Origin of the sequence: Stutzerimonas stutzeri (assembly GCF_002890915.1) — a bacterium.
Taxonomy (GTDB): Bacteria; Pseudomonadota; Gammaproteobacteria; order Pseudomonadales; family Pseudomonadaceae; genus Stutzerimonas; species Stutzerimonas stutzeri_AF.
Map to the genome: position 1 here is coordinate 676,069 of NZ_POUT01000001.1, position 20,768 is coordinate 696,836.

At 64.5% G+C, this 20,768-nt stretch carries 18 protein-coding genes; 10 read left to right on the plus strand and 8 right to left on the minus strand.

Annotation, left to right across the window (positions count from 1 at the left end; all coding sequences use genetic code 11):
- Positions 1–14: 14 nt before the first annotated feature.
- From CXK94_RS03220 to CXK94_RS03230, 3 genes are all read right to left on the minus strand, one after another.
- The gene (locus CXK94_RS03220) at positions 15–281 is read right to left on the minus strand and encodes a PilZ domain-containing protein (protein WP_102893251.1); all 267 of its coding nucleotides are present in this window, start codon (positions 279–281) and stop codon (positions 15–17) included.
- A 47-nt stretch (positions 282–328) separates the two neighbouring features.
- The gene (locus CXK94_RS03225) at positions 329–1,216 is read right to left on the minus strand and encodes a lysophospholipid acyltransferase (RefSeq protein ID WP_102893252.1); all 888 of its coding nucleotides are present in this window, start codon (positions 1,214–1,216) and stop codon (positions 329–331) included.
- Positions 1,217–1,389: 173 nt separating this feature from the next.
- Positions 1,390–1,944 carry a DNA-3-methyladenine glycosylase I gene (locus CXK94_RS03230; protein WP_102893253.1) on the minus strand — a complete coding sequence of 185 codons (555 nt, stop codon included), beginning with the start codon at positions 1,942–1,944 and terminating at the stop codon, positions 1,390–1,392.
- 107 nt (positions 1,945–2,051) lie between these two features.
- On the opposite strand from CXK94_RS03230, the gene glyQ reads away from it, so the two are divergent.
- The 5 genes from glyQ to CXK94_RS03255 are packed head-to-tail and all read left to right on the plus strand — an operon-like array spanning position 2,052 to position 7,767.
- Complete coding sequence (glyQ, locus tag CXK94_RS03235; protein WP_003284253.1) at positions 2,052–2,999, plus strand: glycine--tRNA ligase subunit alpha; 948 nt, start codon at positions 2,052–2,054, stop codon at positions 2,997–2,999.
- Positions 2,996–5,050, plus strand: a complete 2,055-nt coding sequence (gene glyS / locus CXK94_RS03240; protein WP_102893254.1) for a glycine--tRNA ligase subunit beta — start codon at positions 2,996–2,998, stop codon at positions 5,048–5,050. The genes glyQ and glyS overlap by 4 nt, the downstream gene beginning before the upstream one ends.
- A 4-nt stretch (positions 5,051–5,054) precedes the next feature.
- Positions 5,055–5,597: a D-glycero-beta-D-manno-heptose 1,7-bisphosphate 7-phosphatase gene (gene gmhB, locus CXK94_RS03245; RefSeq protein WP_102893255.1), complete on the plus strand. Its 543-nt coding sequence runs from the start codon at positions 5,055–5,057 to the stop codon at positions 5,595–5,597.
- Positions 5,594–6,340 carry a lysophospholipid acyltransferase family protein gene (locus CXK94_RS03250; RefSeq protein ID WP_102893256.1) on the plus strand — a complete coding sequence of 249 codons (747 nt, stop codon included), beginning with the start codon at positions 5,594–5,596 and terminating at the stop codon, positions 6,338–6,340. The genes gmhB and CXK94_RS03250 overlap by 4 nt, the downstream gene beginning before the upstream one ends.
- Before the next feature lie 50 nt (positions 6,341–6,390).
- Positions 6,391–7,767 carry a GGDEF domain-containing protein gene (locus tag CXK94_RS03255; RefSeq protein ID WP_102893257.1) on the plus strand — a complete coding sequence of 459 codons (1,377 nt, stop codon included), beginning with the start codon at positions 6,391–6,393 and terminating at the stop codon, positions 7,765–7,767.
- 424 nt (positions 7,768–8,191) lie between these two features.
- On the opposite strand, the gene ahpF is transcribed toward CXK94_RS03255, so the two are convergent.
- The 5 genes from ahpF to dnaA form a co-directional block, all read right to left on the minus strand.
- Positions 8,192–9,754 carry an alkyl hydroperoxide reductase subunit F gene (ahpF, locus tag CXK94_RS03260; RefSeq protein ID WP_102893258.1) on the minus strand — a complete coding sequence of 521 codons (1,563 nt, stop codon included), beginning with the start codon at positions 9,752–9,754 and terminating at the stop codon, positions 8,192–8,194.
- Positions 9,755–9,945: 191 nt separating this feature from the next.
- Positions 9,946–12,363 carry a DNA topoisomerase (ATP-hydrolyzing) subunit B gene (gyrB, locus tag CXK94_RS03265; protein WP_037038124.1) on the minus strand — a complete coding sequence of 806 codons (2,418 nt, stop codon included), beginning with the start codon at positions 12,361–12,363 and terminating at the stop codon, positions 9,946–9,948.
- A complete protein-coding gene (recF, locus tag CXK94_RS03270) occupies positions 12,360–13,472 on the minus strand; it encodes a DNA replication/repair protein RecF (protein ID WP_102893259.1) in 1,113 nt (370 codons plus the stop codon). The genes gyrB and recF overlap by 4 nt, the downstream gene beginning before the upstream one ends.
- Before the next feature lie 12 nt (positions 13,473–13,484).
- A complete protein-coding gene (dnaN, locus tag CXK94_RS03275; RefSeq protein ID WP_102893260.1) occupies positions 13,485–14,588 on the minus strand; it encodes a DNA polymerase III subunit beta in 1,104 nt (367 codons plus the stop codon).
- Between the two features lie 33 nt (positions 14,589–14,621).
- Positions 14,622–16,082 (minus strand): chromosomal replication initiator protein DnaA, encoded by a 1,461-nt coding sequence (gene dnaA / locus CXK94_RS03280; protein ID WP_102893261.1) that lies wholly within the window; start codon positions 16,080–16,082, stop codon positions 14,622–14,624.
- 499 nt (positions 16,083–16,581) lie between these two features.
- Between dnaA and rpmH the strand changes: the two genes are divergently transcribed.
- The 5 genes from rpmH to mnmE all read left to right on the plus strand — a co-directional run bounded on the left by rpmH (position 16,582) and on the right by mnmE (position 20,484).
- Complete coding sequence (gene rpmH, locus CXK94_RS03290) at positions 16,582–16,716, plus strand: 50S ribosomal protein L34 (RefSeq protein ID WP_003290924.1); 135 nt, start codon at positions 16,582–16,584, stop codon at positions 16,714–16,716.
- A 14-nt stretch (positions 16,717–16,730) separates the two neighbouring features.
- Positions 16,731–17,126, plus strand: a complete 396-nt coding sequence (rnpA, locus tag CXK94_RS03295) for a ribonuclease P protein component (RefSeq protein ID WP_102893262.1) — start codon at positions 16,731–16,733, stop codon at positions 17,124–17,126.
- Positions 17,119–17,364, plus strand: a complete 246-nt coding sequence (gene yidD / locus CXK94_RS03300) for a membrane protein insertion efficiency factor YidD (protein WP_014822280.1) — start codon at positions 17,119–17,121, stop codon at positions 17,362–17,364. Before rnpA ends, yidD begins: the two co-directional genes overlap by 8 nt.
- 2 nt (positions 17,365–17,366) lie before the next feature.
- Positions 17,367–19,040, plus strand: a complete 1,674-nt coding sequence (yidC, locus tag CXK94_RS03305) for a membrane protein insertase YidC (RefSeq protein ID WP_102893263.1) — start codon at positions 17,367–17,369, stop codon at positions 19,038–19,040.
- Positions 19,041–19,116: 76 nt separating this feature from the next.
- A complete protein-coding gene (gene mnmE, locus CXK94_RS03310) occupies positions 19,117–20,484 on the plus strand; it encodes a tRNA uridine-5-carboxymethylaminomethyl(34) synthesis GTPase MnmE (protein ID WP_102893264.1) in 1,368 nt (455 codons plus the stop codon).
- Positions 20,485–20,768 lie beyond the last annotated feature (284 nt).

The following is a 20,768-nucleotide window of genomic DNA, read 5'->3' on the forward strand; positions in this document are numbered from 1 at the left end:
CGGCCCGGCGACCGTCAATCGTCGCGCAGGAACTGCAGGCCGACGCCTTCGGCATCCACCCGCATCACCACCATCCGCAGCTCCGGCGCCGGGATCGGCAGGTCCTGCACCTGGCCGGTCACCACGGCCCCCGGCTGCAGCACCAGCAACTGTGGATGCCGGACATACACGCCGCCATCGGAGAGGTCGCGGGTATGGGCGAAGACCTCGCCGAAAGTGGGATGGGTGATGCGGATCCGGCACTTGATGCTGGTCCTGGTGTGCTGTCGCTGATTGCGCATGGGGCCATCCTTGTTGTCGTTGTTCTTCTCTTTTCCCCGGCAGGCCCCTAGTACCAGCGCTTCTCGCCAGGCGGGCGTTTCTTGAAGCGCTTCATGGTCCACATGTACTGGCTCGGATAGGCACGCACGTACTTCTCGATCGTCGCACTCATGGCCGCCACCGCGGTTTCGCTATCGTCGCTGTACATTCCCTCGGGCGCCGCCTCGAGAATCACCTTGAAGCCCGAACCGTCCTCCAGGCGCAAGGCATGGAGGAACACACCGACCGCCTTGCCGCCAGCGAGCATGCCCGGGACGAACTTGCTGGTCAGCGCCTGAATGGCGAAGAACGGCACGAACAGACCGCTGCCTTCGCTCGGCTCGGGGTCGGCGGGGATCCCCACCGAGCCACCGCGGCGCACTTCCTTGATGACACTGAGGATGCCCTCGCGGGTCGACGGCGCGACGCGGTTGCCCAGCTGCACACGCTGCTGCTGCAGCAGGTCGTCCACTGCCTTCAGCTTGGGCGGCCGGTAGAAGATGATCGGCTTGCACTGCGCGCAGTAGAAATGATTGAGCACTTCCCAGTTGCCCAGGTGGCTGGTGATGCCGACCACGCCCTTGCCCGAGGCCAGCGCCTGCTCCAGCACCTCCAGCCCCTCGACCTGGCGGATCAGCCGCAGGGTCTTGTCCGCCGGCCAGATCCAGGCGCAGGCGCTTTCGGTGAAGGTCTTGCCGGTTTCGCGCAGGGTACGGGCGAGCAGGGCATCCAGCTCCGCGGCGTCCAGTTCGGGAAAGCACTTGTGCAGGTTGATCCGCGCCACCTCGCGCGAGCGGTTCGGCAGCTTCCACATCAGCCAGCCGATCGCCGAACCGAGGCCCTGCACCATGCGCCAGGGCAGGCGGGCGAACAGTCGCAGCGAGCCGACCACCAGAGCGCCCTTGAGTTTTTCCACGGACAGACTCCAACACTCGAAAAGGCGTCAAGTGTAACGATCGCGCCGCGTGCAGTCAGTAAAGGCGCGGCCGCTGCCTGTGCTGCAGGTCGCGTTCGCAGGCTTCGACAGCAAAACCCGCGTCGGGGTGACAGGCGAGGAAGTCTCCGGCATGCGGCCGCTGGGCGATGAGATCATGGCGTCTTCAGTTGCGCATGGCGGTCGCAATCGAGGGTGTGGTCCATGACCATCCCGCAGGCCTGCATGTAGGCGTAGCAGATGGTCGGCCCGACAAAGCTGAAGCCGGCCTTCTTCAGTGCGCGGCTCATGGCCTCGGCCTCGGGCGTGACCGCCGGCACCTGGTCGATGCGTTCGAAGCAATTGATCTTCGGCCGACCCTCGACGAAGGACCAGAGCAGCTCCACCGGATTCTCCAGCTGCAGCCAGGCGCGGGCATTGCTGCGCGCGGCCTCCAGCTTGCGCCGGTTGCGGATGATGCCGGGGTCCTGCATCAGCGCCTCGATCTCCTCGTCGGAGAGGCGCGCCAGGCGCTCGGCATCGAAGCCGAACAGCACCTGCCGGTAGCGTTCGCGCTTGCGCAGCACGGTGATCCATGACAGCCCCGCCTGGAAGGCTTCGAGCAGGAGGAATTCGAACAACACCTGCGGGTCGCGGGTCGGCACGCCCCACTCGTGGTCGTGGTAGTCGATGTACAGCGGATCCGTGCCGCACCAGGCGCAACGTGGCATGTGGTCTCCTTGCGCAGGGCTCGTCCGATGGCCGAAACCATCGCAAGCGCAGCCATGCGGGGGGTATACTTCGAGGCTTTCTGTCGAAGCCCAGCACAGGTGAAATTTTGAGCCAGACTACGCCTGCCGTGCGCACCTTCCAAGACCTGATCCTCGCCCTGCAAAGCTACTGGGCCGAGCAGGGCTGCGTGGTCCTGCAGCCCTATGACATGGAAATGGGCGCCGGTACCTTCCACACCGCCACCTTCCTGCGCGCCATCGGCCCGGAGACCTGGAACGCCGCCTACGTCCAGCCCTCGCGCCGCCCGGCCGACGGCCGCTACGGCGAAAACCCCAACCGCCTGCAGCACTACTACCAGTTCCAGGTGGTGTTGAAGCCCAACCCGGACAACATCCAGGACCTGTACCTGGAGTCGCTGCGTCGCATCGGCGTCGACACCTCGGTGCACGACGTGCGTTTCGTCGAGGACAACTGGGAATCGCCGACCCTCGGCGCCTGGGGTCTGGGCTGGGAGGTGTGGCTCAACGGCATGGAAGTCACCCAGTTCACCTACTTCCAGCAGGTCGGCGGCGTCGAGTGCTACCCGGTCACCGGTGAAATCACCTATGGCCTGGAGCGCCTGGCCATGTACCTGCAGGGTGTCGACTCGGTCTACGACCTGATCTGGGCCGACGGTCCGTTCGGCACCGTGACCTACGGCGATGTGTTCCACCAGAACGAGGTGGAGCAGTCGACCTACAACTTCGAGCACGCCAATGTGCCGAAGCTGTTCGAACTCTTCGATTTCTACGAGAGCGAAGCCAACCGGCTGATGGCCGCCGAGCTGCCGCTGCCGGCCTACGAGATGGTGGTCAAGGCCTCGCACACCTTCAACCTGCTCGATGCCCGTCGCGCCATTTCGGTCACCGCGCGCCAGCAGTACATCCTGCGCGTGCGCAGCCTGGCCCGTTCGATCGCCCAGAGCTACCTGCTGGCCCGCGCCAAACTCGGCTTCCCCATGGCCACCCCCGAACTGCGTGACGAAGTGCTGGCCAAGCTGGAGGCTGCAGAATGAGTGCACTGGATTTCCTCGTCGAACTGGGTACCGAAGAACTGCCACCGAAGGCGCTCGCCAAGCTGGCCGAAGCCTTCTGCGCCGGCATCGAGAAGGGCCTGAAGGACGCCGGCCTGGGCTTCGTCAAGGCCCGCGCCTACGCCGCGCCACGGCGCCTGGCGGTACTGGTCGAGCAGCTGGCGACCCAGCAGCCGGACCGCAGCATCAACCTCGACGGCCCGCCGCTGCAGGCCGCCTTCGATGCCGACGGCGAGCCGACCCAGGCCGCCCTGGGCTTCGCCCGCAAGTGCGGCGTCGATCTCGCCGAAATCGACCGCAGCGGGCCGAAGCTCAAGTTCAGCCGCACCATCGAAGGCCAGCCCGCCGCCCAGCTGCTGCCGGCCATCGTCGAGGCTTCGCTGAACGACCTGCCGATTCCCAAGCGCATGCGCTGGGCCGCACGCAAGGACGAGTTCGTCCGTCCGACCCAGTGGCTGGTGATGCTGTTCGGCGAGCAGGTGATCGATTGCGAGATCCTCGCCCAGCGCGCCGGCCGCGAATCCCGCGGCCATCGCTTCCACAGCCCGGGTCAGGTGCATATCTCCAAGCCCGCAAGCTACCTGGAAGACCTGCGCGGCGCTCATGTGATCGCCGACTTCGCCGAGCGCCGCGCGCTGATCGCCCAGCGCGTCGAGCAGCTGGCCAGCGAGCAGAGCGGTACGGCCATCGTGCCGCCGGCGCTGCTCGATGAGGTCACCGCGCTGGTGGAGTGGCCGGTGCCGCTGGTCTGCTCGTTCGAAGAACGCTTCCTCGAGGTGCCGCAGGAAGCGCTGATCGCCACCATGCAGGACAACCAGAAGTATTTCTGCCTGGTCGACGCCGACGGCAAGCTGCTGCCGCGCTTCATCACCGTGGCCAACATCGAATCGAAGGACCCGGCGCAGATCGTCGCCGGCAACGAGAAGGTGGTGCGCCCGCGCCTGACCGACGCCGAGTTCTTCTTCAAGCAGGACAAGAAGCAGCCGTTGGAACGCTTCAACGAGCGGCTGAAGAACGTGGTGTTCCAGGCCCAGCTCGGCACCGTGTTCGACAAGGCCGAGCGCGTCTCGCGCCTGGCCGGGCTGATCGCCGAGCGCACCGGCGGCGACAAGGCGCGCGCCATGCGTGCCGGCCTGCTGAGCAAGGCCGACCTGGCCACCGAGATGGTTGGCGAGTTTCCGGAGATGCAGGGCATCGCCGGCTACTACTATGCGCTCAACGAGGGCGAGCCTGAGGACGTTGCACTGGCGCTGAACGAGCAGTACATGCCGCGTGGCGCCGGTGGCGAGCTGCCGAGCACCCTGACCGGTGCCGCGGTGGCAGTGGCGGACAAGCTCGACACCCTGGTCGGGATATTCGGCATCGGCATGCTGCCGACCGGCTCCAAGGACCCCTACGCCCTGCGCCGCGCCGCCCTCGGCGTGCTGCGCATCCTCATCGAGAAGCAGCTGGACCTGGACCTGGTCGAGGCGGTGAACGTCGCCATCGGCCAGTTCGGTACACAGGTCAAGTCGGCCGGCCTCGCCGATCAGGTGCTGGAGTTCATCTTCGACCGCCTGCGTGCGCGCTACGAGGACGAGGGCGTCGACGTCGCCGCCTACCTCTCGGTGCGTGCCGTGCAGCCCGGATCGGCGCTGGACTTCGATCAGCGCGTGCAGGCGGTGCAGGCCTTCCGCACGCTGCCGGAAGCCGAGGCGCTGGCCGCGGCCAACAAGCGCGTCTCCAACCTGCTCGGCAAGTTCGAAGCCGGGCTGCCGGAGGCCGTGGAGCCACGCTGGTTCGACAACGCCACCGAGTTCTCGCTGTACTCGGCGATCCAGCAGGCCGAGCAGGCCGTGCAGCCGCTCGCCGCGGCACGTCAGTACCGCGAGGCACTGGAGCGCCTGGCGCACCTGCGCGGCCCGGTGGATGCCTTCTTCGAGGCGGTGCTGGTGAATGCCGAGGATGCCTCGGTGCGCGCCAACCGTTACGCCTTGCTGGCCCGGTTGAGAGGACTGTTCCTTGGCGTTGCCGATATTTCCGCACTTGGCTAAGCCGGTGAAGCTGATCGTGCTGGACCGCGACGGCGTGATCAACGAGGACTCCGACGCGTACGTCAAGTCGGTGGACGAGTGGATCCCCATCCCGGGCTCGCTGGAGGCCATCGCGCGGCTGTGCAAGGCCGGCTGGACGGTGGCGGTGGCCACCAACCAGTCCGGTGTGGCGCGCGGCAAGTTCGATGCGAGCACCCTCGGCGACATGCATTTCAAGATGCAGCAACTGGTGATGGAGCAGGGCGGGCGCATCGATCTGATCGTGCACTGCCCGCACGGCCCGGACGACGGCTGCGAGTGCCGCAAGCCCAAGCCGGGGATGTACCGCAGCATCGCCGAGCACTTCGGCCTGGCGGACCTCAAGGGCGTCCCGGTGGTCGGCGACAGCCATCGTGACCTGCATGCCGGCATGCTGCTCGGTGGCGTGCCCTACCTGGTCAGGACCGGCAAGGGCCTGCGGACGCTGGAAGGCGCGCTGCCGCCGGGCACGCAGGTCTTCGATGACCTGGCCGCCGTTGTCGATCATCTACTCGAGAGTTCTCGATGAGCCTGCTGCCCCTGCGCATCGCGCTGTTCTATTTCCTGCTGGCGTTCACCGCCTTCGCCTGGTGCCTGGTCAGTCTGGCCTGCGCACCGTTCATGGGCTTCCGCGCACGCTACCGCTTCGTGGTGCAGAACTGGTGCCGCTGCGCCGTCTGGCTGGCCAGGACCCTGGTCGGCCTGCGCTATGAAGTGCACGGCGCGGAAAACATCCCGGCGCGTCCCTGCGTGATCCTGGCCAAGCACCAGAGCACTTGGGAAACCTTCTTCCTCTCGGCGTATTTCGAGCCGCTGACCCAGGTGCTCAAGCGCGAGCTGCTGCGGGTGCCCTTCTTCGGCTGGGCGATCATGCTGCTCAAGCCCATCGCCATCGATCGCGACAATCCCAAGGCAGCCCTGCGCCAGGTCGCCAAGCAGGGCCACGAGCGGCTGGAGCAGGGCGCCTGGGTGCTGATCTTCCCGGAAGGCACCCGGGTACCGGTCGGCCAGCCGGCCAAGTTCTCGCGCAGCGGCGCAGCGCTGGCGATCAATGCCAACCTGCCGGTACTGCCGATCGCCCACAACGCCGGCATGTTCTGGCCCAAGGCCGGTTGGGGCAAGCGCCCGGGCACCATTCAGGTGGTCATCGGCCCGACCATGCACGGCGAAAGCGGGAGCCCGCGCGCCATCGCCGAGCTCAACCAGCGCGCCGAGGATTGGGTGAACGCCCAGGTGCAGCAGCTCGAAGCCCAGGGTCGTCCGGGCGACTGACCTTTTTCCACGGCGCGACACGGAAGTCTGCCCCTCTACACGAGTCTCGTATGCAGCAGATTCCCAACCATCAGCTGGTCGCCGAATGGCTGCGCCTGCTGGACGAACACCCCGCCGAGGCCGCCGCCGCCCTGCACGCCGCAGCGGAAGCAAGCAGCGCCGAACTGGCGCGCTACTTCTACGAGCAGATGTTGGCCGACCCGCACTCGGCCAGCTTCCTGTCCCATGAACAGGTGAAGAACCGCCTCGGCCAGTCCATGCAGAACTGGATCATGACGATCTTTTCCGCCACCGCGCAGAGCGACCTGGATGCCGTCGTCGACCTGCAGCGCAAGATCGGCGAAATTCATGCGCGGATCGAGATTCCGGTCAGCCTGGTACTGCGCGGAGCCCGCTCGCTCAAGGGGCGCCTGCGCCAGCTGCTGGAGCAGCGCGGCCTGGACGAGCCGGTGCGGCGCAAGGCGGCGCGAATGGGCGCGGACATCATCGACCTGGCGGTGGAGATCATCTGCTTCGCCTTCTCCCAGTCGCATGACCGCAACTCGCGGGCCGAGGAAGCCTACCGGCTGTTCTCGGTATCGCAGAACATCGGTGCCGAGAAGGAGCGTCAGCGCGCCGCGCTGCTGGACTGGGAAAACCAGTTGATGTTCGACCTGGCCATCGGCAACACCGGCGGCATGCTGCCGCAACTGGCCGGTTCGGAGTTCGGCCTGTGGTTCCGCCACAAGGCCTCGCATGCCTTCCAGGGTTCGCCGGAAAGCGCCAGCATTCTCGACTACATCGAGCAGATCGACCGGGGCCTGGCCGGCCTCGCGGCGCAGGCGCCCGGGAGCAGCGGCCACCTGCCGGCGCTGCACCAGATTCGCGAGCATACCCGCTCGATCAAGTTCCTCCTCGACAGCCTGTTCGAGCAGGCCAACGACCTCGAGGCCGGTCGCGACGTGCTGACGCGCCTGCTCAACCGCAAGTTCCTGCCGGTGGTGATGGGCAAGGAAGTGCTCTACAGCCGCCAGTCCGGCAACACCTTCGGCGTGCTGATCATCGATGTCGATCATTTCAAGAAGATCAACGACTGCCATGGCCACGACGGCGGCGACCTGATCCTGCAGCAGGTCGCCACGCTGCTCGCCGCCAACACCCGGGGTGGCGACTATGCGTTCCGCCTCGGCGGCGAGGAGTTTCTCCTGGTACTGGTGGACATCGACGCCGAAAAGGCACTGCGCGCCGCGGAGAAGCTGCGCGAGCGCATCGCCAGGGAACGCTTCCGCCTGCCGCAGGGCGGCGAATTGAGCGTGACGGTGAGCATCGGCATGGCGGTACACGATGGCCATCCCGACTACGAGCGCCTGCTGCAGCGCGCCGACCAGGCGCTCTACCAGGCGAAGAACGCCGGGCGCAATTGCTGCGTGCTCAGCAAGCCGGAGTGAGCGCCTGGAGAGTCTACGGCAGGGCAGGGCGCGTGGCCTGAGCAAGGCTTGGACTGGCTCTTGTAGGTTGGGTTGAGCAACGCGAAGCCCAACGAGCCGGAGCATCAAGCAATGCTTCGCTACGCTCGGCCTCTTGTGACAACGTCGCCTCGCTAAGCGTTGGGCTTTGCTGCTGCGCACCTCAACCCAACCTACGCGCTTGCCTCCAGGCAGCAGACGCGGCTTGGGCTGACTCTTGTAGGTTGGGTTGAGCAGCGCGAAGCCCAACGAGCGGAACATCAAGCAACGCGCCGCTGATGCGCCGGAGCGCGTCCTACGGCCGCCCCTTTGGACGCCCTCACGGTGAAGCAGGCCCGCCACGAAAAAAAAGGGAGCGGACTCGCATCCGCTCCCTTTCCAGGGGGTGCCGCTGTGGCGACCGGCCTCAGGCCGGCGCCGACGTCCGGATCAGGTGATCGAAGGCGCTCAGCGAGGCCTTGGCCCCTTCGCCCATGGCGATGACGATCTGCTTGTACGGCACCGTGGTCACGTCGCCCGCGGCGAATACGCCGGGGAGGCTGGTCTGGCCCTTGGCGTCGACGATGATTTCGCCGTACGGGCTCAGTTCCACGCTGCCCTTGAGCCAGTCGCTGTTGGGCAGCAGGCCGATCTGCACGAAGATGCCTTCCAGTGCCACGCTGTGCATTTCATCCGTGGCGCGGTCCTTGTAGAGCAGGCCGGTGACTTTCTGCCCGTCGCCCTGGACTTCGGTGGTCTGCGCCATTTTCAGGATGGTGACGTTGGCCAGGCTCTGCAGTTTGCGCTGCAGCACCGCGTCGGCCCGCAAGTCCTCGCCGAACTCCAGCAGGGTGACGTGGGCGACGATGCCGGCCAGGTCGATGGCCGCTTCCACGCCGGAGTTGCCGCCGCCGATCACCGCCACGCGCTTGCCCTTGAACAGCGGGCCGTCGCAGTGCGGGCAGTAGGCCACGCCACGGCCACGGTATTGCTGCTCGCCGGGCACGTTCATCTCGCGCCAGCGCGCACCGGTGGCGAGGATCAGGGTCTTGGCCTTGAGTTCGCCGCCGTTGTCGAACCGGACGCGGTGTAGGCCGTCGGCGCCGGCCGGGATCAGCTGGCTGGCGCGCTGCAGGTTGAGGATGTCGACCTCGTACTCGCGCACGTGCTCTTCCAGTGCGCGGGCCAGTTTCGGGCCTTCGGTTTCCTTCACCGAGATGAAGTTCTCGATGGCCATGGTGTCCAGCACCTGGCCGCCGAAGCGCTCGGCCGCGACACCGGTACGGATGCCCTTGCGCGCGGCGTAGATGGCCGCTGCGGCACCGGCCGGGCCACCGCCGACCACCAGCACGTCGAAGGCGTCGCGGGCATTGAGTTTCTCCGCATCACGGGCGCTGGAGCCGGTGTCGAGCTTGGCGAGGATTTCTTCCTCGCTCATGCGGCCCTGGGCGAAGGGTTCGCCGTTGAGGTAGATGCTCGGCACCGACATGATCTGGCGGGCTTCGACTTCGTCCTGGAACAGCGCGCCGTCGATGGCGACGTGCTTGACGTTCGGGTTGAGCACGGCCATCAGGTTCAGCGCCTGGACCACGTCCGGGCAGTTCTGGCAGGACAGCGAGAAGTAGGTTTCGAAGCGGTAGTCGCCGTCGAGGGCCTTGATCTGCTCGATCACGTCCGCCGCGGTCTTCGACGGGTGGCCGCCGACCTGCAGCAGGGCCAGCACCAGCGAGGTGAATTCGTGGCCCATGGGGATGCCGGCGAAGCGCAGGCCGATGTCGCCGCCAAGGCGGTTGAGGGCGAACGACGGTTTGCGTGCGTCGTCGCCATCGGTCCTGAGGGTGATCTTGTCGCTGAGGCCGGCGATGTCCTGCAGCAGGCCCAGCAGCTCTTGGGATTTCTCGCCGTCATCGAGGGACGCGACGATCTCGAAGGGCTGCGTGACCTTCTCCAGGTAGGCTTTCAACTGGGTCTTGAGAGTGGTGTCCAACATTAGGCTATACCCCGCTTGAATTTTGGCTGCCCATCGGGCGGTAAGGTAAGTAACTTTCGATGGGGATAACCTTATGCCGACAAGGGCTGTTTTCGAAATTGATTAAACCAGTCGGGGCGATGCAGATTGTCTATCTCGCATAAAAAACCCGGTCCAGGGACCGGGTTTCGTTCGAAGCACCGAAGAGGAAATCAGAAATCCAGGTTCGACACCGCCAGCGCATTGGTTTCGATGAAATCACGACGCGGTTCGACGGCATCGCCCATCAGCGTATTGAAGATCTGATCGGCAGCAATCGCATCGTCGATCGTCACCTTGAGCATGCGGCGCACGTTCGGGTCCATGGTGGTTTCCCACAGCTGATCCGGGTTCATTTCGCCCAACCCCTTGTAGCGCTGGACACTGTGCCGGCGCGTGCCTTCTGCCATCAGCCAGTCGAGCGCTTCCTTGAAGCTGGCCACGGGCTTCTTGCGTTCGCCGCGCTGCACGTAGGCACCTTCCTCGAGCAGGCTATTGAGTTTCTCGCCCAGCGCGGTGACGGTGCGGTAATCGTTGCTGGCGAAGAAGTCACGGTTGAAGGTGATGTAGCTGGCCAGCCCGTGAGAGCTGATTTCCACTTCGGGCAGCCACAGGTGGCGCTCCTTGTCTTCACGCAGACTGGCGTTATAGACGAGGCCGGAGCGCTCCACATTCTTGAGCAGTGCGGCGTACTGCTCCAGCCAGGCCTGCATGGCGGCCTGGTCGGCCAGTTGCTCGACCGATACCCGCGGCAGGTAGATGAAGTGCTCGGTCAGCTCCTGCGGATACAGCCGCGACAGGCGCTGCAGCGTTTTCATCACCGTGCGGTAGTCGTTGACCAGCTTCTCCAGCGCCTCGCCGTTGAGGCCAGGGGCGTCTTCGTTGACGTGCAGGCTGGCATCTTCCAGGGCGGACTGGGTCAGGTATTCCTCCATCGCCTCGTCGTCCTTGATGTACTGCTCCTGCTTGCCACGCTTGACCTTGTACAGCGGCGGCTGGGCGATATACACGTAGCCACGCTCGATCAGCTCCGGCAGCTGGCGGAAGAAGAAGGTCAGCAGCAGGGTGCGGATGTGCGAGCCGTCGACGTCGGCATCGGTCATGATGATGATGTTGTGGTAGCGCAGCTTGTCGATGTTGTACTCCTCGCGCCCGATGCCGCAGCCCAGCGCGGTGATCAGCGTACCGACTTCCTGGGAGGACAGCATCTTGTCGAAGCGCGCCTTCTCGACGTTGAGGATCTTGCCCTTGAGCGGCAGGATAGCCTGGGTCTTGCGGTTGCGCCCCTGCTTGGCCGAGCCACCCGCGGAATCACCCTCCACGATGTAGAGTTCGGACAGCGCAGGATCCTTCTCCTGGCAGTCGGCGAGCTTGCCCGGCAGGCCGGCGATATCCAGCGCGCCCTTGCGCCGGGTCATTTCCCGGGCCTTGCGCGCGGCCTCGCGGGCACGGGCGGCGTCGATCATCTTGCCGACCACGGCCTTGGCCTCGTTGGGATGCTCGAGCAGGAAGTCGGCGAAGTACTTGCCCATCTCCTGTTCCACCGCAGTCTTCACCTCGGAGGAGACCAGCTTGTCCTTGGTCTGTGAGCTGAACTTGGGGTCCGGCACCTTCACCGAGATGATCGCCGTCAGGCCCTCGCGCGCATCGTCGCCGGTGGTGGAGATCTTGTGCTTCTTCGCCAGGCCTTCCTGCTCGATGTAGGCGTTCAGGTTGCGGGTCAGCGCCGAGCGGAAGCCGGCCAGGTGGGTGCCGCCATCGCGTTGCGGGATGTTGTTGGTGAAGCAGAGGATGTTCTCGTTGAAGCTGTCGTTCCACTGCAGCGCCACCTCGACACCGACGCCGTCGTCGCGCTGCACGTTGAAGTGGAACACCTGGTTGACCGCGGTCTTGTTGGTGTTGAGGTAGCTGACGAAGGCGCTCAGGCCGCCTTCGTACTTGAACAGTTCTTCCTTGGCGCTGCGCTCGTCACGCAGGACGATACCAACCCCGGAGTTGAGGAAGGACAGCTCGCGCAGGCGCTTGGCCAGGATGTCCCAGCTGAAGTGGATGTTCTGGAAGGTCTCGGCCGAAGGCTTGAAGTGGATTTCGGTGCCCGAGGTATCGGTCTCGCCGACTGCGGCAAGCGGCGCCTGCGGCACGCCGTGGCGGTACAGCTGTTCCCAGACCTTGCCTTCGCGGCGGATCGTCAGCAGCAGCTCCTCGGACAGTGCATTGACCACCGACACCCCCACACCATGCAGGCCGCCGGAAACCTTGTAGGAGTTGTCGTCGAACTTACCACCGGCGTGCAGTACGGTCATGATGACCTCGGCCGCCGAGACACCTTCTTCCTTATGGAGGTCCACCGGAATGCCGCGACCGTTGTCACGCACGGTGATGGATTCATCGACATGAATGGTGATGGAGATGTCACTGCAGTGGCCGGCCAGGGCTTCGTCGATCGAGTTATCGACGACCTCGAAGACCATGTGGTGCAGACCGGTGCCGTCGTCGGTATCGCCGATGTACATGCCGGGACGCTTGCGCACGGCATCGAGGCCTTTGAGTACCTTGATGCTCGACGAATCGTACGTGTGGTTTTCGCTCATGCCTTCACTCCCGAGGGGCCGTGGACTTGGCTGATATGCCCATGTTCCACGTGAAACATTGAGACTGGTGTCTGTTCGCACCAGCCTGCTTGCAAAACAGTTGAATCGACACAGGTAATGAACACCTGACAGTCCAGTTGCTCGAGCAACCTGCACAACGCCAGCCGATGCTGCTCGTCCAGTTCGGACGGCAGGTCGTCGACCAGGTAGATGCACTGCCCACGCTTCGCCTCGCTGACGAGGTGGCCCTGGGCAATGCGCAAGGCACACACCACCAGCTTCTGTTGGCCGCGCGACAGAACTTCAGCCGCGTTATGGTTGCCCATTCTCAGCCGCAGGTCGGCGCGTTGAGGTCCGGACTGGGTATGTCCCAACGCTCGATCGCGCTCCAGGGAAGCCGCCAGCACCTCGCTGAGCGTGCGCTCCTTGTCCCATCCACGGTAATAACTGAGCGTCAGCCCATCGAGCTCCAGCAGCGTGTCGAGCGTTCTTTCGAAGACCGGTTTCAGCGCCTGGATATAGGCGCGCCGATAGCCGTCGATCTCGTCGCTCGCCAGCGCCAGTTCCCGGCTCCAGGCCGCTTCCGAAGCGCCGTCAAGTGTACCATGCCGCAGCCACGAGTTCCGTTGCCGCAGGGCCTGTTGCAGCCGTTGCCAGGCACCGAGAAAGCGATGTTCCACGTGGAACACACCCCAGTCGAGGAATTGTCGACGCAGCTTCGGCGCACCTTCGAGCAGGCGGAAACTGTCCGGGTTGATCAGCTGCAAGGGCAGGGTATCGGCGAGCTCGGCGGTCGAACGAACGCTCTGCCCGTCGATACGGATTCTCACCTCGCCGCTGCGATCGCGCGAGATGCCCAGCGCGCGGCTGTGCTCGTCGGGCAGCTGCACCTGGCCGAACACGGTGCAGGCCGGCTGCTCGTAGCCGATCACCGGATTGAGGCGGATGCTGCGAAACGAACGGGCCAGGCCGAGCAGGTGGATAGCCTCGAGCAGACTGGTCTTGCCGCTGCCGTTATCGCCGAAGAGGATGTTGATGCGAGGAGAGGGCGTCAGCGTCACCGGGTGCAGATTGCGTACCCCGGTGACGGAGATACGACTGAGGGACATTCAGGTCGACGATTACAGGCGCATCGGCATCACGACGTAGGCCGAGTCGTCGTTGTCGAATTCCTGCAGCAGGGCGCTGCTGTTGGCGTCGGAAAGGATCAGGCGAACCTGGTCGGTGGTCATCACGCCCAGCACGTCGAGCAGGTAGCTGACGTTGAAACCGATCTCCAGCGAGCCGCCATTGTAGTCGACCGCCACCTCTTCCTCGGCCTCTTCCTGCTCGGGGTTGTTGGCCTGGATTTTCAGCAGGCCGCTTTCCAGCTGCAGGCGGATGCCGCGGTATTTCTCGTTGGAGAGAATAGCGGTGCGGCTGAAGGCCTCGCGCAGCAGCTGCCGGTCACCGACCACCAGCTTGTCGCCGCCACGCGGCAATACGCGCTCGTAGTCGGGGAACTTGCCGTCGACCAGCTTGGAAGTGAAGGTGAACTCGCCGGTGGTGGCGCGAATGTGGTGCTGGCCCAGGACGATGCTGACCTCGGCGTCCTGGTCGTTGAGCAGGCGCGCCAGTTCGAGGATGCCCTTGCGCGGGACGATGACCTGATGACGATCGGCCTGCTCGATGCCGGCCTGCATGGAACACATCGCCAGGCGATGGCCGTCGGTGGCCACGGCGCGCAGCATGCCGCTGGACACCTCGATGAGCATGCCGTTGAGGTAGTAACGCACGTCCTGCTGCGCCATGGCGAAGCTGCTGCGCTCGATCAGGCGGCGCAGCTTGCCTTGTTCGACGCTGAACGACAGCGAGCCGGGACCTTCTTCCACCGTGGGGAAATCGTTGGCCGGCAGCGTCGACAGGGTGAAACGACTGCGCCCGGACTTGATTACCACCTTCTGCTCATCGAGGCGGATACTGATCAGCGCATCACTGGGCAGGCTCTTGCAGATGTCCATCAGCTTGCGTGCCGGCACGGTGATCTCGCCCGGTTCGGCGGCATCCTCGAGGGCGACCCGGCCGACCAGCTCGACTTCCAGGTCGGTACCGGTCAACGACAGTTGCTGTCCCTGCACCACCAGCAGGACGTTGGACAGCACCGGCAAGGTCTGGCGCCGCTCGACGACGCCGGCAACCAGCTGCAGGGGTTTCAACAGGGCTTCGCGCTGAATGGAGAAATGCATGGTCTGGTCCCTTGCCTAGTAGATGGGTCGCACTCAGGTTGTCAAAGTTCGCAGCAGATTCTTGTAATCTTCGCGGATATCTGCGTCAGTTTCCCGAAGTTCGGCGATCTTACGGCAGGCATGCAGGACCGTGGTGTGATCCCGGCCACCGAACGCATCGCCGATCTCCGGCAGGCTGTGGTTGGTCAATTCCTTGGACAGCGCCATCGCCACCTGCCGCGGCCGCGCGACGGAACGCGAACGGCGCTTGGACAACAGATCGGATATCTTGATCTTGTAGTACTCGGCCACGGTGCGCTGGATATTGTCGACGCTGACGAGCTTGTCCTGCAACGCCAGCAGATCCTTCAGCGATTCGCGGATCAGCTCGATGGTGATATCGCGGCCCATGAAGTGGGCATGGGCGATCACCCGTTTCAGGGCGCCTTCGAGTTCGCGCACGTTGGAACGTATACGCTGGGCGATGAAGAAGGCCGCATCGTGCGGCAGGTCGACCTTGGCCTGGTCGGCCTTCTTCATCAGGATCGCCACCCGGGTTTCCAGCTCAGGCGGCTCGACCGCCACCGTCAGGCCCCAGCCGAAACGCGATTTCAGGCGCTCCTCCAGGCCGTCGATCTCCTTGGGGTAGCGATCGCTGGTGAGGATGACCTGCTGCCCACCTTCGAGCAACGCATTGAAGGTATGGAAGAACTCTTCCTGCGAGCGTTCCTTCTTGGCGAAGAACTGGATGTCGTCGATCAGCAGCGCGTCCACCGAGCGGTAGAAACGCTTGAATTCGTTGATGGCGTTGAGCTGCAGCGCCTTGACCATGTCGGCGACGAAGCGCTCGGAGTGCAGGTAGACCACCTTGGCGTTGGGGTTCTTCTTCAGCAGGTGATTGCCCACCGCATGCATCAGGTGGGTCTTGCCGAGGCCGACGCCACCATAGAGGAACAGCGGGTTGTAGCCGTGCTTGGGATTGTCCGCCACCTGCCAGGCCGCGGCGCGTGCCAACTGGTTGGATTTGCCCTCGACGAAGTTCTCGAAGGTGAAGGTGCGGTTCAAATAGCTGGTGTGCTTGAGCCCGCCCTCCACCTGCACGGCGCGCTCGACTCGCGGCGGTGCAGCCTCGGGCTCTTCGGTTGCGACGGACAGCGGCTCGAACTGTGCAGCCTGCGGTTGCTCGATTGCGCTGGGGGCCACGGGGACCGGCTGCGGCTGGGCACGAGCCGCCGCTGCGGCAGCGGAAGGAAGCGCGGCGGCAGCGGTGCGCTTGCTGCCGATGAGCAGCGAGAGTGCAGGGGCAAGCCCGGTGGAACGCTCGGAAAGCAGTTCGAGCAGACGCGACAGGTACTTCTCGTTGACCCAGTCGAGTACGAAGCGATTGGGCGCGTAGACCCGCAGTTCGTCAGCCTCGGCTTCTACCTGGAGCGGACGAATCCATGTGTTGAATTGCTGAGCAGGCAGTTCATCGCGCAAGAGCTCCACGCACTGCTGCCAAAGTTCCACCGACACGGAATCTCCTATCGACGCTGTCGAGGTAAGAAGGCGGCATTGTAGCTGTCGGGTCTGCGGTTATCCACAACAACCCGAAAGCCGGTCGCTCAACCAGAGTCGAAACGTTATGCCAAGCCATCCCTTCAACTTTGTGGATAACCGCAGCTGAAGGTTCTGGATGAGCCTGTGAAGTACCAGCGGCCAACGACTCCTGTGGATATCCAGGCATTCCATCCCCAGGTTACTCCGAGACACTCCACCAGCCCCGCACGGCTTACCCACCTGGTTCGCCTTTCCTGAAGCCCACGAACCACGGGGCATAGCCGGACTTTTACACAGGCATGGGCGGTATCATATACAAGCATTACATCTTGAAAGCTTTAAATATCTCTCTTTCTATCTTTTATCAGGCGGAGGTCTGGTTGGAAATTGACCTGGCCGGGCAGCTTCTCTACAATCGCCGGTCTCTTAAAAGGGGGCCATTCCGGCCCGCGATGGATCACCAGGTAAACGCACCATGAAACGCACTTTCCAACCCAGCACCATCAAGCGCGCCCGTACCCATGGCTTCCGTGCCCGCATGGCCACCAAGAACGGTCGTCAAGTCCTGTCGCGTCGTCGCGCCAAAGGCCGCAAGCGTCTGACCGTCTGATATCGGAACAGGTAGTGAGTCGGGACTTCGGCCGGGAAAAGCGACTGCTGACCCCCCGCCAATTCAAGGCAGTCTTCGACTCCCCTTACGGTAAGGTACCTGGCAGGCACGTCCTGCTGCTGGCCCGCGAGAACGATCTGCAATACCCTCGTCTCGGCCTGGTGATCGGCAAGAAGAGCGTCAAGCTCTCGGTTGAGCGCAACCGCATCAAGCGGCAGATCCGCGAGACCTTTCGTCACCACCAGCTGGAACTGACGGGCTGGGACATCGTGATCGTCGCCCGCAAGGGATTGGCCGACCTGGACAATCCCGAACTGGCGCGGCAGTTCGTCAAGCTCTGGAAGCGCCTGTCACGCACGCCGTCCAAGGCCTCCGCCGAACCTGGAGCAGCCAACACTACCCATGCGTAAATTGGCCATCGCTTCGATCAGGGTTTACCAGTACGCCATCAGTCCCATGATGGCCAGCCATTGTCGTTTCTATCCAAGCTGCTCCTGCTATGCACTCGAGGCCATCGAAACCCATGGTCTGCTGCGCGGCGGCTGGCTGAGTCTGCGCCGGCTGGGTCGCTGCCATCCGTGGAATCCCGGCGGCTACGATCCCGTGCCCTCCCATAACACTTCCAATTCATCTCCGATGGCCGAGTAACCATGGATATCAAACGCTCGATCCTGCTTGTAGCCCTGGCAGTCGTTGCCTACCTGATGGTTCTGCAGTGGAACCAGGACTACGGCCAGGCCGCCCTGCCAGCCGAAACCTCGCAAAGCCAGGCCGCTGCACCGGCGCTGCCGGATACTCCAGCCACTACTGCCAGCGAGAGTGGTGTCGAAGACGTACCGGCGGTGGCCGGCCAAGAGCAAGCCAGCGCATTGCCCAGTGCCGCGCCGAGCAATCAGCTGATCCGCGTGCGCACCGATGTGCTGAGCGTCGCCATCGATCCGCGGGGCGGCGACATCGTCGAGCTGCAACTGCCGCAGTATCCGCGACGCCAGGATCGCCCCGACGTGCCGTTCCAGCTGTTCGAGCGCAGCAGCGAGCGTACCTACGAGGCGCAGAGCGGCCTGATCGGCGACGGCCCGGACAAGGCCAGCGGACGTCCGCAGTACGCCAGCGAGAAGACCGAATACCAACTGGCCGACGGCCAGGACCAGCTGGTGGTCGACCTGACCTACAGTGCCGAAGGCGTCAACTACATCAAGCGTTTCACCTTCGCGCGCGGCAACTACGATCTGGGCGTGCGCTACCTGATCGACAACCAGAGCGACAAGCCCTGGACCGGCTACCTGTTCGGCCAGCTCAAGCGCGACAACAGCAGCGACCCGTCCTCCAGCACCGCCACCGGCACCGCCACCTATCTCGGCGCCGCGCTGTGGACCAAGGACGAGCCCTATCGCAAGGTCTCCATGAAGAACATGGACGAAAAGAACCTGCGTGAGACCGTGCGGGGCGGCTGGGTCGCCTGGCTGCAGCACTACTTCGTCACCGCCTGGATTCCGCAGGCTGACGACACCAACCAGGTGCAGACCCGCAAGGACAGCCAGGGCAACTACATCATCGGCTTCACCGGTCCGGCGGTCAGCGTCGCGGCCGGCGCCCAGGGCGAAACCGGCGCCACCCTGTATGCCGGTCCGAAGAGCCAGGACAAGCTGGAAGCACTGTCGCCCGGCCTGCGCCTGACCGTCGACTACGGCATCCTCTGGTTCATCGCCCAGCCGATCTTCTGGCTGCTGCAGAACATCCATGCGCTGCTGGGTAACTGGGGCTGGTCGATCATTGCCCTGACCATCGTCATCAAGCTGGCATTCTTCCCGCTGTCGGCGGCCAGCTACAAGTCGATGGCGCGCATGCGCGCGGTGTCGCCGAAGATGCAGGCGCTCAAGGAACAGTTCGGTGACGATCGCCAGAAGATGTCCCAGGCGATGATGGAGCTGTACAAGAAGGAGAAGATCAATCCGCTGGGAGGCTGCCTGCCGATCCTGGTGCAGATGCCGGTATTCCTCGCCCTCTACTGGGTGCTGCTGGAAAGCGTGGAGATGCGCCAGGCACCGTGGATGTTCTGGATCACCGACCTGTCGATCAAGGATCCGTTCTTCATCCTGCCGATCGTGATGGGCGTGACCATGTTCATCCAGCAGCAGCTGAACCCGACTCCGCCGGACCCGATGCAGGCGCGGGTGATGAAGCTGCTGCCGATCATCTTCACCTTCTTCTTCCTCTGGTTCCCGGCCGGCCTGGTGCTGTACTGGGTAGTCAACAACGTCCTGTCGATCGCCCAGCAGTGGTACATTACCCGGCAGATCGAAGGTACGGCCAAGAAAGCCTGACGCCTTGCCCGCTTACGCGAACGCCCCTTGATTGGGGCGTTTTGCTTTCTCCCCGTTAGCCTGACAGGAGGCCCCCATGAGCCATGCCCGCGATACCATCGCCGCCGTCGCCACCGCGCCCGGACGCGGCGGGGTGGGCATCGTCCGTGTCTCGGGCCCGCGTGCCAGGGCGGTCGCGATCACCCTCAGCGGACGCGAGCCGACGCCGCGGCATGCGCACTACGGGCCGTTCCACGCCGACGACGGCGAGGTGATCGACGAAGGGCTGCTGCTGTTCTTCCCCGGGCCGCATTCCTTCACCGGCGAGGATGTGCTGGAGCTGCAGGGCCACGGCGGCCCGGTGGTGCTTGACATGCTGTTGCAGCGCTGCGTGGAGCTGGGCGCGCGGCTGGCGCGGCCCGGCGAATTCAGCGAACGGGCCTTCCTCAACGACAAGCTCGACCTGGCCCAGGCCGAGGCCATCGCCGACCTGATCGAGGCGAGTTCGGCCCAGGCCGCGCGCAATGCCGTGCGTTCCCTGCAGGGCGAGTTCTCCCGGCGGGTGCACCAGCTCACCGAGCGCCTGATCCAGCTGCGCATCTACGTCGAGGCGGCCATCGACTTTCCCGAGGAGGAAATCGATTTCCTCGCCGATGGCCACGTGCTCGCGCAACTCGAGGGCGTACGTGCCGAGTTATCCACAGTTTTGCGCGAGGCCGGCCAGGGTGCCTTGCTGCGCGACGGCATGACGGTGGTCATCGCCGGCCGGCCCAACGCCGGCAAGTCCAGCCTGCTCAATGCGCTGGCCGGGCGCGAGGCGGCCATCGTCACCGATATCGCCGGCACCACCCGCGACGTGCTGCGCGAACACATCCTCATCGACGGCATGCCGCTGCACGTGGTGGACACCGCCGGGCTGCGCGACACCCAGGACCATGTCGAGCGCATCGGCGTACAGCGCGCGCTCAGCGCCATCGGCGAGGCCGACCGGGTGCTGCTGATGGTCGATGCCAGCGCCCCCGAGGCCGACGATCCCTCGGCGCTCTGGCCGGAATTCCTCGACAGCAGCCCGGAGCCGACCAAGGTCACGCTGATCCGCAACAAGGCCGACCTGAGCGGCGAGCCGATCGCCCTGCAGGTCGCCGCCGATGGCCAGGTGACGCTGAGCCTGTGCGCCCGTTCCGGCGAAGGCATCGAGCTGCTGCGCGAGCACCTGAAAAGCTGCATGGGCTACGAACAGACTGCCGAAAGCAGCTTCAGCGCCCGCCGCCGTCACCTGGATGCGCTGCGCCTGGCCGAGCAGTACCTGCAACACGGTCACGCCCAGCTGACCCTCGCCGGCGCCGGCGAACTGCTGGCCGAGGACCTGCGCCTGGCGCAACAGGCGCTCGGCGAGATCACCGGGGCGTTCAGCTCCGACGATCTGCTTGGGCGTATCTTCTCGAGTTTCTGCATCGGCAAGTGAGTCCGATACAGGCGTAATCACCCGCCTGCGCCCCCCGTCCTCTCCGCCCCAATCCCGTCATCCGCCGTGCCGCAAAGTGCGGCGGATGGCTGTGTGCGCATGCTTTATCTGCTACCACCATGCTGGAGCAGGAGCCCTGTGGAAAAACGGCCCTGAACCCGGTCGATAAGACGACCCGAAAGCCGAGGATAATCCCGCTTGTGCATAAGCCTTGATTTAATCCACAGGCTGCCGACGGCAAACACACCGCCGACACCCAGCCACCGCACAGGGTTATCATTCCT